This is a genomic window from Mycobacterium kyorinense, from assembly GCF_002101735.1.
GTDB lineage: Bacteria > Actinomycetota > Actinomycetes > Mycobacteriales > Mycobacteriaceae > Mycobacterium > Mycobacterium kyorinense.
Genome location: NZ_LQPE01000005.1, coordinates 46,415 through 67,335, shown reverse-complemented (window position 1 = coordinate 67,335; position 20,921 = coordinate 46,415). Strand labels below are relative to the sequence as shown.

Annotated in this window: 22 protein-coding genes, 1 tRNA gene and 1 other RNA gene; 12 read left to right on the top strand and 12 right to left on the bottom strand. The window is 66.1% G+C overall.

Going from position 1 to position 20,921, the window contains the following annotated elements; translation table 11 throughout:
* The 4 genes from AWC14_RS29095 to AWC14_RS01145 all read left to right on the top strand — a co-directional run.
* Window positions 1-213: hypothetical protein (locus tag AWC14_RS29095; RefSeq protein ID WP_211282287.1), on the top strand; the 213-nt coding region annotated here is incomplete at its 5' end.
* A gap of 68 nt (window positions 214-281) precedes the next feature.
* Window positions 282-1,643, top strand: coding sequence for a WS/DGAT/MGAT family O-acyltransferase (locus AWC14_RS01155; RefSeq protein WP_045376080.1), 1,362 nt, complete (start codon window positions 282-284; stop codon window positions 1,641-1,643).
* A 4-nt stretch (window positions 1,644-1,647) separates the two neighbouring features.
* Window positions 1,648-2,112: an NUDIX hydrolase gene (locus tag AWC14_RS01150; protein WP_045376078.1), complete on the top strand. Its 465-nt coding sequence runs from the start codon at window positions 1,648-1,650 to the stop codon at window positions 2,110-2,112.
* 21 nt (window positions 2,113-2,133) lie between these two features.
* Window positions 2,134-3,054: a haloalkane dehalogenase gene (locus AWC14_RS01145; protein WP_045376191.1), complete on the top strand. Its 921-nt coding sequence runs from the start codon at window positions 2,134-2,136 to the stop codon at window positions 3,052-3,054.
* A gap of 52 nt (window positions 3,055-3,106) precedes the next feature.
* On the opposite strand, the gene AWC14_RS01140 is transcribed toward AWC14_RS01145, so the two are convergent.
* Together AWC14_RS01140 and AWC14_RS01135 are read right to left on the bottom strand one after the other, a co-directional pair.
* On the bottom strand, window positions 3,107-3,475 hold the full coding sequence (locus AWC14_RS01140) for a hypothetical protein (protein WP_045376076.1): 369 nt from the start codon (window positions 3,473-3,475) through the stop codon (window positions 3,107-3,109).
* A gap of 43 nt (window positions 3,476-3,518) precedes the next feature.
* Entirely contained in the window at window positions 3,519-4,589 is a 1,071-nt protein-coding gene (locus tag AWC14_RS01135) for an ATP-dependent DNA ligase (RefSeq protein ID WP_045376074.1), read from the bottom strand.
* Window positions 4,590-4,613: 24 nt separating this feature from the next.
* On the opposite strand from AWC14_RS01135, the gene ligD reads away from it, so the two are divergent.
* On the top strand, window positions 4,614-5,639 hold the full coding sequence (gene ligD, locus AWC14_RS01130) for a non-homologous end-joining DNA ligase (protein ID WP_045376071.1): 1,026 nt from the start codon (window positions 4,614-4,616) through the stop codon (window positions 5,637-5,639).
* 54 nt (window positions 5,640-5,693) lie between these two features.
* On the opposite strand, the gene AWC14_RS01125 is transcribed toward ligD, so the two are convergent.
* Together AWC14_RS01125 and AWC14_RS01120 are read right to left on the bottom strand one after the other, a co-directional pair.
* Window positions 5,694-6,548, bottom strand: a complete 855-nt coding sequence (locus AWC14_RS01125; protein WP_045376068.1) for a phytanoyl-CoA dioxygenase family protein — start codon at window positions 6,546-6,548, stop codon at window positions 5,694-5,696.
* Window positions 6,545-7,171: a cutinase family protein gene (locus tag AWC14_RS01120; protein ID WP_142281492.1), complete on the bottom strand. Its 627-nt coding sequence runs from the start codon at window positions 7,169-7,171 to the stop codon at window positions 6,545-6,547. Before AWC14_RS01120 ends, AWC14_RS01125 begins: the two co-directional genes overlap by 4 nt.
* A 105-nt stretch (window positions 7,172-7,276) precedes the next feature.
* On the opposite strand from AWC14_RS01120, the gene AWC14_RS01115 reads away from it, so the two are divergent.
* Entirely contained in the window at window positions 7,277-7,732 is a 456-nt protein-coding gene (locus AWC14_RS01115; protein WP_045376065.1) for a DUF5078 domain-containing protein, read from the top strand.
* A gap of 10 nt (window positions 7,733-7,742) precedes the next feature.
* On the opposite strand, the gene AWC14_RS01110 is transcribed toward AWC14_RS01115, so the two are convergent.
* From AWC14_RS01110 to AWC14_RS01100, 3 genes are read right to left on the bottom strand one after another with little or no spacing between them, the layout of a single operon-like run.
* A complete protein-coding gene (locus AWC14_RS01110; RefSeq protein ID WP_045376062.1) occupies window positions 7,743-8,426 on the bottom strand; it encodes a TetR/AcrR family transcriptional regulator in 684 nt (227 codons plus the stop codon).
* Between the two features lie 47 nt (window positions 8,427-8,473).
* The gene (locus AWC14_RS01105; protein WP_045376059.1) at window positions 8,474-11,386 is read right to left on the bottom strand and encodes an MMPL/RND family transporter; all 2,913 of its coding nucleotides are present in this window, start codon (window positions 11,384-11,386) and stop codon (window positions 8,474-8,476) included.
* Window positions 11,383-11,811: an MmpS family transport accessory protein gene (locus tag AWC14_RS01100; protein WP_045376056.1), complete on the bottom strand. Its 429-nt coding sequence runs from the start codon at window positions 11,809-11,811 to the stop codon at window positions 11,383-11,385. The genes AWC14_RS01105 and AWC14_RS01100 overlap by 4 nt, the downstream gene beginning before the upstream one ends.
* Before the next feature lie 236 nt (window positions 11,812-12,047).
* Here AWC14_RS01100 and AWC14_RS01095 point away from each other — a divergent pair, with 236 nt between their 5' ends.
* Window positions 12,048-12,377: a DUF732 domain-containing protein gene (locus AWC14_RS01095; protein ID WP_045376053.1), complete on the top strand. Its 330-nt coding sequence runs from the start codon at window positions 12,048-12,050 to the stop codon at window positions 12,375-12,377.
* A gap of 56 nt (window positions 12,378-12,433) precedes the next feature.
* Here the strand turns inward: AWC14_RS01095 and lucA are convergent, their stop codons facing one another.
* Window positions 12,434-13,204, bottom strand: coding sequence for a lipid uptake coordinator LucA (lucA, locus tag AWC14_RS01090; protein WP_045376050.1), 771 nt, complete (start codon window positions 13,202-13,204; stop codon window positions 12,434-12,436).
* Window positions 13,205-13,276: 72 nt separating this feature from the next.
* A tRNA-Ser gene (locus AWC14_RS01085) sits at window positions 13,277-13,362 on the bottom strand.
* Window positions 13,363-13,413: 51 nt separating this feature from the next.
* Here AWC14_RS01085 and ffs point away from each other — a divergent pair.
* The 3 genes from ffs to AWC14_RS01070 all read left to right on the top strand — a co-directional run bounded on the left by ffs (window position 13,414) and on the right by AWC14_RS01070 (window position 16,525).
* Window positions 13,414-13,508: signal recognition particle sRNA small type (gene ffs, locus AWC14_RS01080), an RNA gene on the top strand.
* Window positions 13,509-13,539: 31 nt separating this feature from the next.
* A complete protein-coding gene (locus AWC14_RS01075; RefSeq protein WP_142281497.1) occupies window positions 13,540-14,835 on the top strand; it encodes an aspartate aminotransferase type Ic in 1,296 nt (431 codons plus the stop codon).
* 10 nt (window positions 14,836-14,845) lie between these two features.
* Window positions 14,846-16,525: a DNA polymerase III subunits gamma/tau gene (locus AWC14_RS01070; protein WP_045376185.1), complete on the top strand. Its 1,680-nt coding sequence runs from the start codon at window positions 14,846-14,848 to the stop codon at window positions 16,523-16,525.
* 3 nt (window positions 16,526-16,528) lie between these two features.
* Here AWC14_RS01070 and AWC14_RS01065 read toward each other — a convergent pair whose 3' ends face one another.
* Window positions 16,529-17,845: a class I SAM-dependent methyltransferase gene (locus AWC14_RS01065; RefSeq protein WP_045376046.1), complete on the bottom strand. Its 1,317-nt coding sequence runs from the start codon at window positions 17,843-17,845 to the stop codon at window positions 16,529-16,531.
* A complete protein-coding gene (locus AWC14_RS01060) occupies window positions 17,842-19,221 on the bottom strand; it encodes an FAD-binding oxidoreductase (protein WP_045376043.1) in 1,380 nt (459 codons plus the stop codon). The genes AWC14_RS01065 and AWC14_RS01060 overlap by 4 nt, the downstream gene beginning before the upstream one ends.
* A gap of 81 nt (window positions 19,222-19,302) precedes the next feature.
* On the opposite strand from AWC14_RS01060, the gene AWC14_RS01055 reads away from it, so the two are divergent.
* Window positions 19,303-19,740, top strand: a complete 438-nt coding sequence (locus AWC14_RS01055; protein ID WP_045376040.1) for an SRPBCC family protein — start codon at window positions 19,303-19,305, stop codon at window positions 19,738-19,740.
* Here AWC14_RS01055 and AWC14_RS01050 read toward each other — a convergent pair.
* The gene (locus AWC14_RS01050; protein WP_045376037.1) at window positions 19,737-20,450 is read right to left on the bottom strand and encodes an Rv3717 family N-acetylmuramoyl-L-alanine amidase; all 714 of its coding nucleotides are present in this window, start codon (window positions 20,448-20,450) and stop codon (window positions 19,737-19,739) included. The two genes, AWC14_RS01055 and AWC14_RS01050, sit on opposite strands and share 4 nt — an antisense overlap.
* A 134-nt stretch (window positions 20,451-20,584) precedes the next feature.
* Between AWC14_RS01050 and AWC14_RS01045 the strand changes: the two genes are divergently transcribed.
* Window positions 20,585-20,920, top strand: coding sequence for a YbaB/EbfC family nucleoid-associated protein (locus tag AWC14_RS01045; RefSeq protein ID WP_057003343.1), 336 nt, complete (start codon window positions 20,585-20,587; stop codon window positions 20,918-20,920).
* The last annotated feature ends 1 nt before the right edge of the window (window position 20,921 follow it).

Sequence of the window (20,921 nt, the reverse complement as noted above, 5' to 3'; positions counted from 1 at the left end):
CCCGCAGGCCCGCCCCCGCCACCGGCGCTTCCGCCGCCGCCGGCATTGCCCGCTCCGCAGTTGCCGGTTCAGGTGCCCGCGCCGAGGCCACCGGGTCCGCCCATCCCGGGGCCGGGCCTGCCGGGTCCTGGCATTCCGGTTCCGGGCATTCCCCACGGGGGCGGCCCGCATGTTCCCGGGCTACCGGGTCTCCCGGGCATCCCCGGCCTGTAAAGCCATTGGGCCAGTTGCTATTTCCCCGATCCGGGCGATGAGTTTGCCAGCCACGGTTTAATAGTTTGATGGAGCTGATAACGCCCACCGATTCGATATTTCTGCTGGGTGAGTCTCGTGAGCACCCCATGCATGTCGGTGGTCTGCAACTGTTCGAGCCGCCGGAGGGCGCCGGACCGGACTTCGCCCGGGAGACTTACGAAGCTCTGGTCGCCAACAAGGAATTCCAGCCCGCCTTCCGCAAACACCCCGCCCGGATGTTCGGTGGAATCGCCAACATCGGCTGGGCCTACGACGACGAGAACGACATCGACATCGACTACCACGTGCGGCGCTCGGCCCTACCGTCACCCGGGCGGGTCCGCGACCTGCTCGAGCTGAGCTCCCTGCTGCACGGCAGCCTGCTCGACCGCCACCGCCCGTTGTGGGAAGGCCATTTCGTCGAGGGGCTGAGCGACGGGCGATTCGCCCTGTACACCAAGTTCCACCACGCGCTGATCGACGGCGTCTCGGCGCTGAAGCTGATGCAGCGCTCGCTGTCCACCGACCCCAATGACCCAGAGCTGCGCGCGATCTGGGATCTGCCTCGCCGGCATCGTCACTCGCCGAGCCGATCCCGGTGGCAGACCCTCACGCAATTGGCGGGATCGGTTGCCGCCCTTGGCCCTTCGACGTGGACACTGGCCCGCGCCGCGCTGCTCGAGCAGCAGTTGACGCTGCCGTTCGCCGCACCCCGCACCATGCTCAACGTCCGCATCGGCGGCGCGCGCCGCGTTGCGGCGCAGTCGTATTCGCTGGACCGGGTGAAAAGCATCAAGCAGGCCGCCGGGGTGACCGTCAACGACGTCGTGCTCGCGATGTGCGCCGGTGCGCTGCGCTACTACCTGGCGGACCAGAATGCGTTGCCGGACACGCCATTGGTGGCGATGGTGCCGATCAGCCTGCGCAAAGAGCACGAGGCCGATAGCGGCGGCAACATGGTCGGCACCATCCTGTGCAACCTGGCCACCGATGCCGACGATCCGGCCAACCGGCTGCAGACGATCAGCGACTCGATGCGCAAGAACAAGAAGGTGTTCTCCGAACTGCCGCGGCTGCAGGCCCTGGCGTTGTCCGCGTTCATGATGGCGCCGCTGGCGCTCGCCGTGGTGCCGGGCGTCGTCTCGTCGGCGCCGCCGCCGTTCAACATCGTGATCTCCAACGTGCCCGGGCCGACGCAACCGATGTACTGGCGGGGCGCCCGGCTCGACGGCAACTACCCCCTGTCGATCGCCCTGGACGGGCAGGCGCTGAACATCACATTGGTCAACAACGCCGGCAACCTCGACTTCGGTCTGGTCGGCTGCCGGCGCAGTGTGCCGCATCTGCAGCGGCTGCTCGGGCACCTGGAAAACTCCCTCAAAGATCTGGAACGCGCGGTCGGGGTTTAACTGCGTGCCCAAGCTCAGTGCGGGACTGCTGCTGTATCGGGTGCGCGACGGGGTCGTCGAAGTATTGATCGGACACCCGGGCGGACCGTTCTGGGCACGCAAGGACGAGGGCGCGTGGTCGATCCCGAAAGGGGAGTACAGCGACGGCGAAGATCCCTGGGTTGTCGCGCAACGCGAATTCGAAGAGGAGCTCGGTCTGCCGGTGCCGGTGGGCCCGCGCATCGACTTCGATCCGCTCAAACAGCCCAGCGGCAAGGTGATCACCGCGTTCGCGGTGCACGCCGATCTCGACGTCACCGACGCGCACAGCAACACCTTCGAACTGGAATGGCCCAAAGGCTCGGGGACCGTCAGAGAGTTCCCCGAAATCGACCGGGTCGGCTGGTTTCCGGTTGCGCAGGCCAGGGTCAAGCTGCTCAAAGGCCAGCGCCCGTTCCTGGATCGGCTGTTGTCGGCCCTGGCCGACTGATCGAGCGGTATGTTCACCGTCATGCAAACATTGCGGACACCCGAGGAGCGGTTCGCGGATCTCCCTGAATTCCCTTACGCCCCAAGGTATTGCGATATTCCCGACGACGACGGCGGCACGCTGCGGATGGCCTGGGTGCAGGACGGCCCCGACGACGCCGACCCGATACTCATGCTGCACGGCGAGCCGTCGTGGTCGTTCCTGTACCGCAAGATGATTCCGGTGCTGGCCGAGGCAGGGCATCGGGTCGTCTGCCCGGATCTGGTCGGGTTCGGCCGCTCCGACAAGCCGACTCGACGCGAAGACCACACCTACGCGCGTCACGTCGAGTGGGTGCGCAGCCTGGTGTTCGACGAGCTGGATCTGCGGCGGGTGACACTGGTCGGCCAGGACTGGGGCGGGCTGATTGGGTTGCGCCTGGCCGCCGAACATCCGGACCGGTTCAGCCGGATCGTCGTCGCCAACACCGGCCTGCCGACCGGCGATATCCCGATGCCCGAAATCTGGTGGAAGTTCCACGAGGCGATCCAGGGCCTGCCGTCGCTGGACATCGGCCGGTTCGTCCAGTCCGGATGCCGTCGGCCGATGAGTGAGGCGGTGCGGGCGGCGTACGACGCGCCGTTCCCCGACGACTCGTATTGCGCCGCGCCGCGAGCCATGCCCGGACTGGTGCCCACTGCACCCGACGACCCCGCCGCCCCGGCCAACCGGTCGGCGTGGGCCGCGCTGTGCGAAAGCCCGACGCCGATGCTGGTCGCCTTCAGCGACGGCGACCCGATCACCGGCGCGATGGCACCGATCTTCCAACGCCAGATGCGCGGCGCCCAGGGCATCGACCACCCGGTGGTGCGCGACGCCGGGCACTTCCTGCAGGAGGACGCCGGCGAAGAGCTGGCCGGCTACATCGTCGATTTCCTTGCTTCTCACCGCGAGCGTGCGTAGTTGTACGCTCAACCGCGCCAAATGGCGTACATCTGCGCACGTTCGCGGCAGACTAACCGCGCTCCCACGGCGGCGTTTCGTCCATCTTCTTGTAGTACTTGGCCAGATGGCTCTTGACCCGGTCGATGTCGCTCTTGGGTAGATCGATGCCGCCGCGTGCGCCGTCCATGATCGCGCCGGCGATCATCACCCCGCGCGGCACCGCCTTGAGCTTGCCGCCGATCACGTCGGCGATCAGCAGCTTGTACGCGGTGAAGTTGTCCTTGTTGGCGCTGTCGTACCAGACATGCGCGTCGCGGTATCTCTGATTCGGCTTGTCCTGCGCGTCGGCCCACTTACGGACGCGTTTCTCGGCGGCGGCGCCGTCCCATTTGCGGTCACGGTCGGCCAACGGCAGGTCCTGAAACGCTGTCACTGACATATGTGTCGCGTGCCCGATCGCGGTGCGGGATAAACACCCGGCTTCAGGCGTGACCCAGACCCGGCAGGATATCGCCCAAGCGGAAGGTGAGCGGACGCTCGAGTTGAGCGTAGGTGCACGAACGGGGGTCGCGGTCTGGTCGCCAGCGCTTGAATTGCGCTGTGTGGCGGAACCTTTCGCCTTCCATGTAGTCGTAGCGCACCTCGACCACCCGCTCGGGCCTTAGCGGTACGAAGGACAGGTCCTTGCCGGCGTTCCACCGGGAGAACTCGTTCTTACGTGGGGTGCGCTGGCCTGCTTCGTGGGCGGCCCAGTTCCACGGGTGACCGTCGAATGTGGTGACGAGCAGTTGCAATTCGGTGAACAAGCGCCGCCGTTCGGCCATCGGGAAGGCGCCGATGACCCCGACCGAGGCCAGGGTGCCGTCGTCCTGGTAGAGGCCGAGCAGCAGCGAGCCGATCGCGTTCTCACCGGACTTGTGTAAGCGATAGCCCGCCACCACGCAGTCGGCGGTGCGTTCGTGTTTGATCTTGAACATCACGCGCTTGTCCGGCTGATAGGTGAGGGTCAGCGGCTTGGCGATGAGCCCGTCGAGACCGGCCCCTTCGAATTCGTCGAACCAGCGTTCGGCCGTCGCCAGGTCGGTGGTCGCCGGTGTGAGGTGAATCGACGGACCGGAGTCGGCCAACGCGTCGACGAGTGCGGCGCGGCGCTCCTCGAACGGCCGCGCGGTGTAGTCGTCGTCGCCGAGAGCGAGCAAGTCGAAGGCGATGAACGACGCCGGTGTTTTCTCGGCAAGCATGCGCACCCGCGAATCGGCCGGGTGGATGCGCTGTTGCAGAGCCTCAAAATCCAGTCCGTGGCCGGTCGCGATGATGAGCTCGCCGTCGATCACGCACTGCTCGGGCAGCTCGGCTTTGATCGCTGCGACGAGTTCGGGAAAGTAGCGGGTCATCGGCCGTTCGTTGCGACTGCCGAGCTCGACGTCGTCGCCGTCGCGGAAGCATATCGACCTGAACCCGTCCCACTTGGGCTCGTAGGACGCGTCGGGCGGGATCGACGTGACCGGTTTGGCCAGCATCGGCGACACCGGCGGCATGACAGGCAGGTCCATGGATTCATTGTGCTGGAATCAGGTATGGCCGCGGCAGCAGAGGAACTCGACGTCGACGGGGTCAAGGTCCGCTTGACCAACCCGGACAAGGTGTACTACCCGAAGCTGGGCTCGGCCGGCACTAAACGCAAGCTCGTCGAGTACTACCTGGCGGTGGCGCGCGGACCGATGTTGTCCGCACTGCGCGACCGACCCACCCACCTGCAGCGGTTTCCCGACGGCATCGACGGCGAGGAGATTTACCAGAAGCGGATTCCGCAGCACCACCCCGATTATCTGCAGACCTGCCGCGTCACGTTCCCTTCCGGGCGGACCGCCGACGCGCTGACGGTGACCCATCCGTCGTCGATCGTGTGGGCCGCGCAGATGGGCACGATCACGCTGCATCCCTGGCAGGTGCGCTGTCCGGACACCGAGCACCCCGACGAGCTGCGAATCGACCTGGATCCGCAGCCGGGCACCGGTTTCCAGGAGGCCAGCGCCATCGCAGTGGACGTCCTCAAGCCGCTGCTCGACGAACTCGGTCTGGTCGGCTACCCGAAAACCTCGGGTGGGCGAGGGGTACATGTGTTCCTGCGGATCGCGACGGACTGGGACTTCATCGCCGTGCGCCGGGCCGGGATCGCGCTGGCGCGTGAGGTGGAGCGCCGCGCACCCGAGGCGGTGACGACTTCATGGTGGAAAGAAGAACGCGGCCAACGGGTGTTCATCGACTTCAACCAGAATGCCCGCGACCGGACGTTCGCCTCGGCGTACTCGGCGCGCAAGACGCCGATCGCGACGGTGTCCACGCCGCTGACGTGGGCCGAGCTCGCCGGCGCCGATCCGGACGACTATACGATCGCGACGGTGCCGAAATTCGTTGCGGGACGCGATGATCCGTGGGCAGACATTGATTCGGTGAGGCAGTCGATTACGCCGCTGCTGGACATGGTCGCCGCCGACGAGGAGCGTGGGCTCGGCGACCTGCCCTACCCGCCGAACTATCCGAAGATGCCGGGCGAGCCGAAACGGGTTCAGCCGAGCAAGGACACGGATCGAAAGTCATAACGTGTCGGAGATCGGCAGGATTCTCGGGGTGTCCAAGCAGCTGCTGCACCGTCGTTACGGCTCGTCTAACACCCGCAGCGGGTGCAGGCCGTCGACCGCGCCGATGAACGGCGGGTGGATGCTGTAGCCGAGCATGCGGCGAATGTCGTCGGACACCGTTCGGGCTATCTCGCGCGGGACCGAGAGCAGGTAGGCCTCCATCGGCCGCAGCCACGGCTGGCAGTACTGGGCGGTGATCGCAAGGCGGTCGCCGCTGCTGGTGTTGGCGCCGCCACCGTGCCACAGGGTGCCGACGAAAAAGACGCACGAGCCGGCGGGCATCACGACGGGCATCGTGGGGTCGTCGGGGCCGGGCCGGCGCTTGCCCCAGCGATGGCTGCCCGGGACCAGCACGGTAGCGCCGTTGTCGGCGGTGAAGTCGTCGATGGCCCAGATGGTCGCGGCGGCCAACGGCGCCCGCGGGCGCGGAACGGGATAGAACCCGTCGTCGTGGTGCAGCAGTTGCGCCGACTCGCCGGGCTGAATATTGATGGCCTGCGCCGCCGAGAGCAGGTAGTTGGGCATCAGCAACCGATCGAGCACCGCCAGCACCCGCGGATGGTCGACCAGCCGGTCGCACACCCGCGTCCTGCTCAGCACGCTGTAGATGCGCTGGGTGCGACGGCCCTCGAACGAGTTGCGCCCGGTGTGGCCCAGCCACGGGCGCACCACCTCGCGGATCTGTTTGCATTCCCCGGGGCTGAGCAGGTTTTCCCACACGACGTAGCCGTCGCGGTCCAGGGCTGCCCAGTCGGCGTCGACGACGGCGGGGTCGACCGAGCTCCCGCCGGTGGGTGTCCACTTGTAGCGCTGCGCCAGATCGCCCCGCAGGTCCTCCAGCGTGGTGGTGGACTGGTCATCGTTGGTCATAGCCGCTCCGCAGCAAATACCGCGGCCTGATCGATCAGGTCCGACCCCACGTAGGATACGTGCGCAATCGGATTGTTGCCCTCGGAGCAGATGGAATCGTCGGGAACGCAGAAGTCCATTGTTTTCGGCTGGTAGGCCGGGCTGATCACCGGCAGCGGACCGCCCCACGAGTTGCTGGCGTAGGTGCTGGCAGGCCGGCCGAACAGGACTACCGCGGCCACATGGTCGGCCGTCGGAGGCGGGATCTTCCCGGTGGCCGACGTGGCCACTCCGGCGCCCTGCGAGTAGCCGCCGAGCACGGTCTTGGTATTCGGGCAGGCGGCCACCGTGTCGCGGATATGGGCGCTCGCGTCGTCGGCGCCTTCTGCGGCGCTCTCGGCGTAGTTGGGGGTCGCGGGATAGTTGACCGGATAGACCGTAACGGACCGCCCCGGTAGGTGCGAGCTGAGCGAGTCGACGAACGCTTGACCGACCCCGCCGGGCCCAGGTGGTTCGCCGGTGCCGCGAGCGAACACCACCTCGACGTCGGGGCAGGGCGGGTCGGCGGAAGCGCACGGAATCTCGATGACGGCGGCCCATCCCGCCATCGCCACCACGGCCCCGAGGATGCGACTGACTCTCATTGCTAAATGCTCACATACGGCCTGGGTGTGGCGGGCATGCAAACCGGGATAACCAATCGTAAGAACGACTAACCATGGCCGTGACAAGAGCGTTATAGTAGCCGCATGCGTCTTTCTCGCCTGAGCCCTGGTGTCCGCGCCGGTGTCGCAGCCCTTGCCCTGGGCGCCGCGGCAACAGCGTTCGCCGGCACCGCCCGCGCCGACTCCACCGAGGACTACCCGATCCCGCGGCGGATGATCAACACCACCTGCACCGCTGAGCAAATACTCGCGGCGGCAAGGGATTACGCGCCCGTGTACTACGAGCGGTACATGAACGACTACCACAATCACCAGAATTTCCACCAGACCGTGCAAGACAAGGCACATTGGTTTTTCTCGTTGTCGCCCGCGGAGCGCCGGGACTACTCGGAGCACTTGTACGACGATCAGCGAGACCCGATGACGCTGTCCTGGGTCAACAACTTCAAGATCTTCTTCAACAACAAGGGGGTCGTCGCCAAGGAAACCGACCACTGCGCGGAGTACCCGCCCGGCGACATGTCGGTGTGGGACTGGTAAACCGGCGCTCCTAGTCCGCTTGGGCGACGAGCCCCAGACACGTCGCGGTGAGTAACCGGGTCAGCGACGACGCGAAGTCGATGTTCCAGTCGGGTGGGACGTCCACTTCCTCGGCGTAGGCCTCCCTGAGCCCCTCCGGCGGATGAGCGATCTGCCACAGCGGTGCCGCCAGTGAGTAAGCGGCAAGTAGCACGTCGAAGGCACCGGTGCGTCCCAACGTCGGCAAGGCCTGCTCGATGGCATCCGCGAGCGCGATCACCGCGGCATTACTGGCTTTCCTGACCTCGATCACCCGGTCGAGATCCACTTCATGCTCGAGGTGAAGATGCAGGTTGGCCAGTAGATCGCAAAACAGCGGGTCGGCGGCCAGCCCCGTGGCCAATGTTTCAGCGACGCGCGATGGCGACATCGGCCCGGGCTGCCGCAGACCCTCACACACGGTGTCCGACCACCGAACCCAGCCTTCGGCGGCGAGGTGCAGCAGCACCTCCTTGTGCGAAGTGAAGTAGCGGCGCACCGCCGAATAGTGGATCCCGGCGCGGCTGGCTATTTCGGTCAACGTCACGGACGCGACGCCGACCTCCAATGCCAGCGAGCGAGCGGCCTCGACGAGCGCCGCCGCCCGCTGCCGTTTCTTCTCTTCCGTCCGGGCGCGCTGAAAATTAAGTTGCGCCACGGCCAGAGGATAACGCACGCCGTGTGCTTTTCAGGCACTCTGGCAAAAGCGCAACCTAGGATCCGTCAGCGGGAATCGCTCGTCAGCAACTCGCGCACCACTGGTCGCGGCGGGTACGGCCGAAGCAAGGCGCTGGCCGGCCGTGGGCGCACCTTCTGCGGCCACCAGAACCAGCGGCCGAGCAGCGCGGCGATTGCCGGCGTCATGAACGAGCGCACGATCAGCGTGTCGAACAGCAGACCCAGCCCGATCGTCGTGCCGACCTGCCCGATGACGCGCAGGTCGCTGACGACCATCGCCATCATCGTGAACGCGAACACCAGACCCGCCGACGTGACGACCGAACCGCTGCCGCCCATCGACCGGATGATGCCGGTCTTCAGTCCGGCGTGGATTTCTTCCTTGAACCGCGCCACCAACAGCAGGTTGTAGTCCGAACCGACCGCCAGCAGGATGATCACCGACATCGCCAGCACCATCCAGTGCACGTCGAGCCCGACGATGTGTTGCCAGATCAGCACCGACAGCCCGAACGCACTGCCCAGCGACAGCAGCACGGTGCCAACGATGACGGCGGCGCCGATGATACTTCGGGTGATCACCAGCATCACGATGAAAATCAGGCACAGCGCGGCAATTCCGGCGATCAGCAAGTCATACATGGACCCGGTGGACATGTCTTTGTAGATGGCTGCTGTGCCACCCAGGTAGACCTTGGAGCCCTCCAACGGGGTGCCCTTGATGGCCTCGTGGACGGCGTGTTTGATCGGCTCGACGTGCGAAATGCCTTCGGGCGACGCGGGATCGCCCTCGTGCGAGATGATCATCCGGACCGCATGGCCGTCCGGCGATAAGAACATCTTCAGGCCGCGCTTGAAATCGGGGTTGTCGAAGGCCTCCGGGGGCAGATAGAACGAATCGTCGTTTTTCGCATCGTCGAACGCGTGACCCATCGCCGACTGGTTGTCCATCATCGCCTGCATCTGATGCTGCAGCCCGCCCATGGTCTGCTGCATGGTCAGCATCATGGTCTTCATCGTCTGCATAGTGGCGATCATCGGCGGCATGATCGTGAGCATCTGCGGCATCAAGGTGTCCAGCCGGTCCATGTCCGGCATCAGGTTCTGGATGTCGTCGGTCATGATGTCGACGCCGTCGAGAGCGTCGAAAACCGACCGCAGCGACCAGCAGATCGGGATGTCGTAGCAGTGCTTCTCCCAATAGAAGTAGCTGCGGATGGGCCGCCACATATCTTCGAAGTCCGCCATGTTCTGCCGCAGGTCCTGGATGTGGCCCTCCATCTCGTGCATCTTGCCGACCATGCTGTGTGTGGTGTCCGCCATCTGCCTGGTGATGTCGAGCATCTTTTCCATGTTGTTGATGGTCTTCTGCATTTCATCGGCCTGCACCAGCATGTCGTCCATGCGGTCGAGCATGTATTTCATGTTCAGTTGCTGGGTGGTGCCCTGCATGCTGATCATGAAGGGGATGGTCGAATGATTGATCGGGGTGCCCTGCGGTCTGGTAATTGCCTGCACACGCCCGATTCCGGACGTCCGGAAGACCGCCTTGGCCACTTTGTCGATCACCAGGAAATCCGCGGGATTACGCATATCGTGGTCGGTTTCGATGAGCAGCAATTCCGGGTTCATCCGGGCCTGTGAGAAGTGCCGGTCCGCGGCGGCATATCCGACATTCGCCGGAATGTCGGACGGCATGTAATTGCGGTTGTCGTAGCCGGGCCGGTAACTCGGCAGAGTGATCAGGCCGACGAGCGCGATCGCCACGGTGGCGGCCAGGACGGGCCCCGGCCAGCGCACCACCGCCGCGCCGATCTTCCGCCAGCCGCGGATCCGCATCGCTCGCCTTGGCTCCAGTAAGCCGAAATGGCTTGCCACCGCTACGACACCCGCGCCCAGGGTCAGCGCGGCGAACACCACGACGAGCATGCCGATCGCCAACGGGACACCGAGACTCTGGAAATACGGCAGCCGGGTGAAGCGCAGGCAGAAGGTTGCGCCGGCGATCGTCAGGCCCGAGCCGAGGATCACATGGCCCGTCCCGCGGTACATCGTGTAGAACGCCGACTCGCGATCCTCGCCGTTGGTGCGGGCCTCCTGATACCGGCCGAACAAGAAGATCGCATAGTCCGTCGCCGCCGCAATCGCCAGCATCACCAGCAGGTTGACCGCGAACGTCGACAGCCCAATGATGTTGTGGTAGCCCAAAAATGCGACCACACCGCGGGCGGCGGCCAGCTCCAGAAAGACCATCGCCATCACCAGCAATACCGTGATGACCGACCGGTAGACGAACAGCAGCATGACGATGATCACCAGGAAGGTGAGCCCGGTGATGAGCTTCAGGCTGCGGTCGCCGGCGAGGTGCTGATCGGCCAGAAGCGGGGCCGCGCCGGTCGCGTAGACGTGTATGCCAGGCGGTGGCGGGTTGTGCTTGAGAATGTCCTGGACGGCCTCGACGGACTCGTTGGCCAGACTCTCGCCCTGGTTACCGGCGAGATACACCTGGACGTAAGCGGCTTTGCCGTCGGGGCTTTGCGATCCGGCCGCGGTCAGCGGGTCGCTCCAGAAGTCCTGGACGTTCTCGACGTGCTTGGTGTCCGCCCGGAACTTCTTGATCAGGTCGTTGTAGTAGTTGTGTGCCGCGTCTCCGAGCGGTTGGTCGCCCTCCAGCACGATCATGGCCGAGCTGTCGGACTTGAATTCGTGGAACACCTGACCGACGCGCTTCATCGCGATCATCGACGGCGCGTCTTTGGGGCTCATCGACACCGTGCGCATCTGGCCGACGACATCCAGTTGCGGGACAACGACATTCAGGATGACGGTGATCGCCACCCACGCGATGATGATCGGTACTGCCAGTCGGCGAATCCAGCGCGGCAGCCGCTCGCGGACCGCCTGGACCGGTACCGGCATGACGTCGGTGGGTGTGTCGCTCGGGGGGTAGATGCTCATCCGGATTTCACCAAGCAGAAGGTCTGGGCGTTCACGCCGTTCGAGATCCTTTCGTCTTTGACGACGCCGTCGACGCTGATTCGGCAGCCGATCGTGTCACCGTCGCCCTGAGCCACAATGTTGGGGCTCACCGCGGGGTCGGTCGTCGACAGCTTCAACGACCACGGCAGTGACGCACCGTCGACGCGCTGCGGCGTGGCGTTGAGGTCCAGGTAATTGATGTCGGCCATGGCCCCGTTTTGGCCCCAGATCTCGTAGATCACCACTTTGGGGTTGAACGGCTTGGTGTCTTCGTACTTTACGGAATTGCCGCCCGCATTGCCCGCGCCGAAGTACCCGTGAACCCGATACACCGCGAACACACCGACTGCGACAACCGCCGCGACCACCAGCGGCAGCCAAGTGCGTTTGAGAAGCGCAAACATCGATAACCTCGTTACCCTCTGGTGCGCAACGGCTCGGACAGTGTCATGGCTGCTTCCATCCTTAACGGGGGCGAAGAACCGCAACTAATTAGCTTGTGTGTAACCTTAGCTACTCTAATCGGAAGTTGCGATACACGGAAACCGGGTAGGGAGGCGACTCGATGCGCTGGTGGAACTGTCGAATTGGTGGCGCAGAGGCCGAACGCGGTCGGCTGATGAGCGGTAGCATCCAGCCCATGAAGGTAGCGAGGCTTGCCCCAGTCGCCATTGCCGTCGCGATCGGCCTGGCAGCGCCGGCACATGCCGACCCCGACACGGACTTCAATTACCAGATCAACGGGTACGGCATTTACGGTCCGCACGACTACAACCCGTATATCGCCAAGATCGCGTGCCGACGGCTCGGCGACGGTGTCGACCCCGACGCTGCCGCGTCTGCCCGATTCCTTTCGCACAACCTGCCGCGGGGCACCACCCAGGTGCAGACATACCAATTCCTGGGCTCCGCCATCAGCTTCTACTGCCCCGACCTCGCACCTAAGCTGCAGAACATCCCCGGTACCTAGGCCCGGCGTGTTGGGCACTCGCTCAGCATATGAAAGTGCAGGCGAGTTCGATAGCCCTACTTATCTTCGACGGCTACTCCGCCGCGTGAGCGTCTGCGCCGACGCGACGACTTACCGCTCGGGCGGCGGTTACGCAGTCCACCCCGGGGTTCCTCGGCTGCCACGGTGTCCTCGGCGGCGGGCAACTCCTCGGCGGCGGGCTCTGGTTCCTGCGCCGTCGACTCGCGTTCGCCGGCTTCGGCCGTGGCGGCCTCGGCCGATTCTTCTCCTTCGGTCTCCTCGACGGTCTCGGTCTCCTCGGCCTTGTCGGTCTCGGCCGTCTCCGCTTCTTCTTTTTCTTCCTTGCGCTTGCGACGCAGGCGTCGCCGCGGCTTCTTGGGCTTGATCGGTTTCGGCGGTGGCGGCGGCAATTCGGCGACGAACGACAGGTAGAACGCGGCAATTCCCAACACCGCGATCGCTGCGGCGGCGCCGTAGATCCCGAACAACCATTGCCCGACGTTGTCGAGGCTCAGCCAGATTTCGCTGATTGCGGTGCCGACAATCAGCGCACCCGCCAGCACGTGCGCCACGATCGACCAGGTGCGCAGGTTCAACGCCAGTTGCGGGGTCCCGAATTCGGGCTTGCGGGTTCGCAACAGGGTGAACACCACCGGCAATGCGGCCAGCGCGACCACCACGCCGGCGACGATGCGCAGCGTCGTGCCCAACGCGTGCGAGGTGTCGCCCATCAGCTCAGGCCAGCGCGGCAACACGAAGAAGAAATAGAGGACAAAGGCAGCAAGCGAGAACAACGCGTGCCAGAGCGTGGCGGCCGTGCGGCCCATACCCCTCCTCAAGCTGAGGTCCGGGGCGACCAGACTGCGACTATCGTGCCTGGCCGCGCCGCGGACCGAGTGCGGAGGATGCGGGATTTGAACCCGCGAGGGCTATTAACCCAACCCGCGTTCCAGGCGAGCGCCATAGGCCACTAGGCGAATCCTCCGTCGGCCATGGTAGCCGAGGCAGGTTCGCCCAACCCAGGTACTAGACTCGCCGTGGACCCCGCGCGGCGTTTATCCTGTGAACTCCCCCAGGGCCGGAAGGCAGCAAGGGTCAACGGGCTCTAGCGGGTGCGCGGGGTCCCCCCACATTCCACGGCGTTGACGGTGAAAGGCGCATGGTGTCGTTTCATTCACTCGGCCGTGAGGAACTCGCGGCCCAGCACGCGCGCCACCAGCAGGACTACGCCGAACTGCAGGCGATGAAGCTGAGCCTCGACCTCACCCGCGGCAAGCCGGCGCCCGAGCAGCTCGACCTGTCCAACGCGTTGCTTTCCCTGCCCGGCGACAACTACCGCGACGAGGAAGGCACCGACACCCGCAACTACGGCGGCCTGCACGGTCTGCCCGAACTGCGGGCCATCTTCGGCGAGCTGCTCGGCATCCCGGTGCCCAACCTGATCGCCGGCAACAACGCCAGCCTCGAGTTCATGCACGACGTGATCGTGTTCTCGATGCTGCACGGCGGTGTGGACTCCCCGCGGCCGTGGATTCAGGAGCCCGCCGTCAAGTTCCTCTGTCCCGTGCCCGGCTACGACCGGCATTTCGCGATCACCGAGACGATGGGCATCGAGATGATCCCGATCCCGATGCGCGACGACGGGCCCGACGTTGACCTGATCGAGGAACTTGTCGCCGTCGACCCGGCGATCAAAGGGCTGTGGGCGGTGCCGGTGTTCGCCAACCCCACGGGCGTGACCTACTCCTGGGAAACGGTTCGTCGGCTGGTCCAAATGCGCACGGCGGCAAACGATTTCCGCCTGTTCTGGGACAACGCCTACGCCGTGCACACCCTGACGCTGGACTTCGTCCGCCAGGTCGACGTGCTCGGGCTGGCCGCCGCCGCTGGCAACCCGAACCGGCCGTACGTCTTCGCGTCGACGTCGAAGATCACCTTCGCCGGCGCGGGGGTCAGCTTCTTCGGCGGATCGCTGGGCAACATCGCCTGGTATCTGCAGTACGCCGGCAAGAAGTCGATCGGCCCGGACAAGGTCAACCAGCTGCGGCACCTGCGCTTCTTCGGCGACGCCGACGGAGTGCGCCTGCAGATGCTGCGCCACCAGCAGATCCTGGCGCCGAAATTCGCGCTGGTGCAAGAGATCCTGGAGAAGCGGCTGGGCGATTCCAAGATCGCGTCGTGGACCGAGCCCAAGGGCGGCTACTTCGTCAGCCTCGACGTGTTGCCCGGCACGGCGCGGCGCACTGTCGCGCTGGCCAAGGACGCCGGTATCGCGGTGACGGAAGCGGGGGCGTCGTTCCCGTACCGAAAAGACCCGGACGACAAGAACATCCGGATCGCGCCGACATTCCCGTCGCTGCCGGACCTGCGGAACGCGATCGACGGGCTGGCGACCTGTGCGCTGCTGGCGGCCACCGAGTCGCTGCTGGACCGCGCCGGCGTCGGACCGCGTCGGTAACCTGCTGACCGTGGCCCTCTACCGCAAGTACCGACCGGCGACCTTTGCCGAGGTGGTGGGGCAGGAGCACGTCACCGAGCCGCTGTCCACCGCGCTGGCGGCGGGCCGGATCAACCACGCGTATCTGTTCTCCGGTCCGCGCGGCTGCGGCAAGACGTCGTCGGCGCGCATCCTGGCCCGGTCGCTGAACTGCGCGGAAGGTCCGACGGCCACGCCCTGCGGCGTGTGCGAGTCCTGCGTGGCACTGGCACCCAACGGGCCGGGCAGCATCGACGTCGTCGAACTCGACGCCGCCAGCCACGGCGGTGTGGACGACACCCGCGAGTTGCGGGACCGGGCGTTCTACGCGCCGGCCCAGTCGCGCTACCGGGTGTTCATCGTCGACGAGGCGCACATGGTGACCACCGCGGGATTCAACGCGCTGCTCAAGATCGTCGAGGAGCCGCCGGAGCATCTGATCTTCGTGTTCGCCACCACCGAGCCGGAGAAGGTGTTGCCGACCATCCGCTCGCGCACCCATCACTATCCGTTCCGGCTGCTGCCGCCGCGCACCATGCGGTCGCTGCTCGAGCGCATCTGCGAGCAAGAAGGTGTCGCCGTCGACGAGGCGGTGTACCCGTTGGTGATTCGCGCCGGCGGCGGTTCCCCGCGCGACACGCTCTCGGTGCTCGACCAGCTGCTGGCCGGCGCCGATGGGAATCATGTCGGCTACCAGCGGGCGCTGGGGCTGCTCGGCGCCACCGATGTCGCGCTGATCGACGACGCCGTCGACGCCCTCGCTGCCGGGGACGCCGCGGCGTTGTTCGGGGCGGTCGAATCGGTGATCGATGCCGGGCACGATCCCCGCCGATTCGCCACCGACCTACTGGAGCGGTTCCGCGATCTGCTTGTGCTGCAAGCGGTTCCGGATGCCGCGGCACGCGGTGTGGTCGACGCGCCGGAAGACGTGCTCGATCGGATGCGCGACCAGTCGGCCCGGCTTGGCGCCGCGACGCTGACCCGCTACGCCGAGGTGGTCCAGGCCGGCCTGGGCGAGATGCGCGGTGCGACGGCGCCCCGGCTGCTGCTGGAAGTCATCTGCGCGCGGCTGCTGCTGCCGTCGGCCAGCGACACTGAATCGGCGCTGCTGCAGCGGGTCGAGCGGATCGAGACCCGGCTGGACATGTCGATCCCGGCGCAGCCCAAACGCCCGCAAGCGCAGCCGAAACCCGCCGAGCCGCAGCGTGATCCGACACCTGAACCGGCGCCGCCGCCGGCGCCGGCCCCCGGCGCGGGCGAACCGAACGCGGCCGCGGTGCGAACCCTGTGGCCGACGGTGCGCGACAAGGTCCGTCAGCGCAGCCGCACCACCGAGGTGATGCTGGCCGGGGCGACGGTACGCGCGGTCGAGGGCAACACGTTGGTGCTGACGCACGAGTCGGCGCCGCTGGCCAGGCGACTGTGCGAACAACGCAACGCCGACGTCATCGCCGAGGCGCTCAAAGACGCGCTGGGCGTCGACTGGCGGGTGCGCTGCGAGCCCGGTACGCCGACGCTCAGCGATCCGCCCGCCGCGGCGGCCAGCGAAGAAGACAGCATGCTGGCTGAGGCGGGCCAAGACGACGTGTCGGCACCGCGGCGCGACCCCGAAGAGGCAGCGCTGGAATTACTGCAGAACGAATTAGGCGCCCGCCGAATCGAAAACGGCTAGCCGCTACGGCTTCCACCAGGGGCGCAGCGGCAGGTCGTCGTTGCCGCGGGCATCGACTTTGCTGGCCAGCACATGGTGCAGCTGAATCTTGTTGTACTCGAAGCCAACTCGCGAGGCAGCCATGTACAGGCCCCAGATCTTGGCGGTCGCCAGTCCCACCTCGTCGACGGCTTCGTCCCAGTGCGCCACCAGGTTTGCACACCAGTCGCGCAGCGTCATCGCGTAGTGGTGCCGGAAGTTCTCCTCGTGCAGCACCTCGAAACCGATGTCTTGGATTTCGGTGATGATGCGGCCCGAACCGGTCAGCTCGCCGTCCGGGAACACGTAGCGGTCGGTGAAGCCGCCGGCCCGGAACATCGACCGGTTGTCGTGTCGGGTGATGCAGTGGTTGAGCAGCAGGCCGCGGGTGCGCAGCTTCGACTTGAGGAAGCCGAAATACGCCGGGTAGTTCTTGACGCCGATGTGCTCGGTCAGCCCGATCGACGACACCGCGTCGAAGCCGGTTTCGCGGACGTCGCGGTAGTCGGAGTGGCGCACCTCGGCCAGGTCGGAAAGGCCCTCTTCCTGGATCTTGTTTTGCGCCCACTTCGCCTGCTCGGCAGACAGCGTGGCGCCGATGGCGCGGACCCCGCGGCGGGCGGCGTAGCGAACCATGCCGCCCCAGCCGCAGCCGACGTCGAGCAACCGATCGCCCGGCTGCAGGCGCAGCTTCTCGAAGACCAGCCGATACTTGTTGTCCTGCGCTTCCTCCAGCGTGGCGTCGGCGTCGGGGTAGACCGCGCAGGTGTAGGTCATCGACGGGCCGAGCACCCATTCGTAAAAGGTGTTGGAGACGTCGTAGTGGTGATGGATGGCCTCCGCGTCGCGAGTCTTGCTGTGCCGCAATCCTTCCGCGAGCCGACGCCAGCGCGGTAGCGCCTCCTGCGGCGGCGGCGGGATCGGCACCAGCCGCTCCAACCCGATCGAACGGACGATGTTGGCCAGAACCAGCGGCGACGGCCGTTTGAAGTCGAGCTTGTCGGCCAGCGCCTTCAGCAGCGGATACGGGTCGCCCGGATGGACGCCGCGCGCCTCCAGATCGCCCGAGATGTAGGCGCGGGCCAACCCGAGCTCACCGGGCGCGGTGGCCAGATACGTCGTGCCGCGCGGCGTCAGCAGATCCAGGCCCAGCACGGCGTCGTCGGGACCGGCGCTGCTGCCGTCGTAGGCAGTGAACTTCAGCGGCTGCTGACCGCCTTCGGTGAAAATCGCCAAGATCTCGGCCAGGCTCAGCTTGCCGCTGGCCGAAGCGTGTGCCCTAGTCTCTTTGATCGTCGTCATCGCCGTTGCACCGCCTTTGCGTAGAGGTCGAGAAGACGCGAATCCGGGTCATAGGTTTTCTTTACCGTTTTGTAGGCCTCGCCGCCGTAGAGTTCGTCGAACTCCTCGCGGGTGTAATACGAATCCGAGTACAGCGACTTGTGGCCGTCGAGTTTGCTCACCTTGGCCTCGATCAACCGGTTCGTCGCGCCCTCGGTGGCACCGACCGGCACCGACGACCAGAAGCCGACGTTGACGTAGGTGCGGCCCGGCCGGATCGGGTACAGCGGCCAGCCGTCCTGGTCGCGTAACCGCAAGGGGCACAGCCAGACCGGTGAGATCGGCACGTTGTCGAGGAACCACGCCAAGAACTCTTCGGTCCGTTCGATCGGCACCTCGATGTCTTGGACCACCCGTTCCCGCGGCGGTCGGCCGTTGCGCTTTTCGATCCGGTCGGCGATGTTGAACCGCTGGTCCAGCGCGACCAGCTTCCAGTAGACGCTGCTGCGCCGGTAGCGCCGCGGCCACAAGCGCCGGATGCGGGGATTCTGGGCGCCGAATGACCGCGAGCACCAGAACCAGTCGGTGTCCCAGCGCCAGAAGTAGTCGTGGATGGTCAACCGGTCTTCTTTGACACCGCTGTCGTGCTGGATCGAGCGGTAGTAGATGTGCTGGCCGGTGTAGTCGCTGACCGGCCCGGGCGTGCTGGTCCGTACTCCGACGCACAGGTAGCTCTCGTCGGCGCCGAACACCACACCGTCGAGGTAGTCGACCGGCACGCCGTCGTATCCGCCGGTGTCGATGATGCGGTCCATCGCCGCCACCATGTCGGCGAGCGTGCGGAAGCGGATGTGCCGCAACGCCACGAACGGCTTGACCGGCTCCAGCTCGATCCGCAGCCGTGTCGAATAGCCAAGGGTGCCATAGGAATTCGGAAACGCCCGATACAGATCGGGGTGCTTTTGCGGCGAGACGGTGAGCAATTCGCCTGCACCGGTGAGGATGTCCATCTCCAGCACCGACTCGTGGGGCAAGCCGTTGCGGAACGACGCCGACTCGATACCCAGGCCGGTGACCGCCCCGCCCAGCGTGATGGTCTTCAGCTGCGGGACCACCAGCGGCGACAGACCGTATGGCAGCGTCGCGGCGACCAGGTCTTCGTAGGTGCACATGCCGGCCACGTCGGCGGTGCGCGCGTCGGGGTCAACCGAAATGACGTTCGTCAGGCCGGACGTATCCAACCCGGGCGCACTGCGTTTGGCCCGCGCGCGGAACAGATTCGAGGTGGGCTTGGCAAGTCGGACGGACGCCGTCGCGGGAATGGAGCGATAGCTCCCCAACAACCGCTCGACGCCCGCCCGGTGAACCTCCAGTGCGGCTTCGGGGACAGGCACCACATATACCCTAGTCCCCGAAAGCGGCGGTCGCAGCGTGCGGCGCGCGGTGTCAGTACATCCACAGCAAAGGAGTCTTGCCTGATGGGACAGGTCAGCGCGGCCAGTACGATCTTGATCAACGCGGCGCCCGACGCCGTGCTGAATGCGGTGGCCGATTACCGGAATGTGCGCCCGAAAATCCTGTCCTCGCACTACAGCGATTACCAAGTGCTGCAGGGCGGTCAGGGGCAGGGCACGGTCGCCAAGTGGAAGCTACAGGCCACCAAGTCCCGTGTCCGGGACGTGCAGGCCAGCGTCGACGTCGCCGGCCACGCCGTGATCGAGAAGGACGCCAACTCGTCGATGGTCACCAACTGGACGGTGGCTCCGGCCGGGCCGGGGTCCAGCGTCACCGTCAAGACCACGTGGACCGGCGCGGGCGGGGTGAAGGGCTTCTTCGAGAAGACGTTCGCGCCGCTGGGGCTGAAGAAGATTCAGTCCGAGCTGCTGGCCAACCTGAAGAAGGAACTCGAGGCTTAGCTCGCCCGGCCCTGGCTGCCCAGGAACCCGGCGATTCCTTTGACGACGGCGTCGGCGTACTTCTGCCGGCCTGCCTCGGTTTCCATCAGCGCCGAGTCGGCGGGGTTCTTCATGTTGCCGCATTCGACGAGGACCGCCGGATACTGCGCGAGGTTCAGCCCGGCCAGGTCGGAGCGCCCATAAAGGCCGTTCTGGCCGATGTAGGTGGCCGGCGGGATGCCCGACGCCTGTAATTGGTCGCGCATGATCCGGGCGAACTGCACCGACGGCCCGGCCTGAACCTGGTTGAGCGGCGGCGCCGAGTAGTTGACGTGGAATCCCCGACCGGTCGGAGGACCGCCGTCGGCGTGGATGGACACGATGGCGTTGGGGCGCAACGAGTTGGCCATCTCGGCGCGCTGGTCGACGCAGGGGCCGAGTGCGTCGTCGTTGCCGCGGGACAGGGCCGTGCGGGCGCCCAGCGCGTTGAGCGCGGCGCGGATCCGCAGCGTGGTGTCCCAGGTGAACGTGTGCTCCGGATAGCCGCTGTTCGTCGAGGTCCCGCTGGCCTGACAGTCCTTGGTGCCGCCGCGGCCGGTGGGCACCTGTCGGCTGATGGACGCGTCGTTGGCGCCGTTGTGGCCGGGGTCGAGGAACACGATCATGCCGGCGATGCTGGTGGGGGCGGCGGTGGCGGGTGCCGGAGCGGCAGCGAGCACGGCAAGGGTCATGGCGATCCCGACACGCAGGCAAACAGGTACGCGCACGGCGCCACGGTAGCGCGGCGCCGTCTACGCTGGAAGTTTCGAACCGCCCGAAAGCTTGAGGCGAAACCAACTCGAGACCAAGACGCAAGGGGACTGTCATGCAACCCGGAGGCCAGCCCGACATGTCGGCGTTGCTCGCGCAGGCGCAGCAGATGCAGCAACAGCTGATGGCCGCTCAGCAGCGACTCGCCAACTCCGAGGTCCACGGCAAAGCCGGCGGGGGTTTGGTCGAGGTCACCGTCAAGGGCAACGGCGAGGTGGTCGCGGTCAAGATCGACCCCAAGGTCGTCGACCCCGACGATGTCGAAACCCTGCAGGACTTGATCGTCGGCGCGTTGGCCGACGCTTCCCAACAGGTCACCACGATGGCGCAGGAACAGCTCGGCCCGCTGGCCGGCGGGATGGGCAGCGCGTTGGGGATGCCGGGGTCCTGAC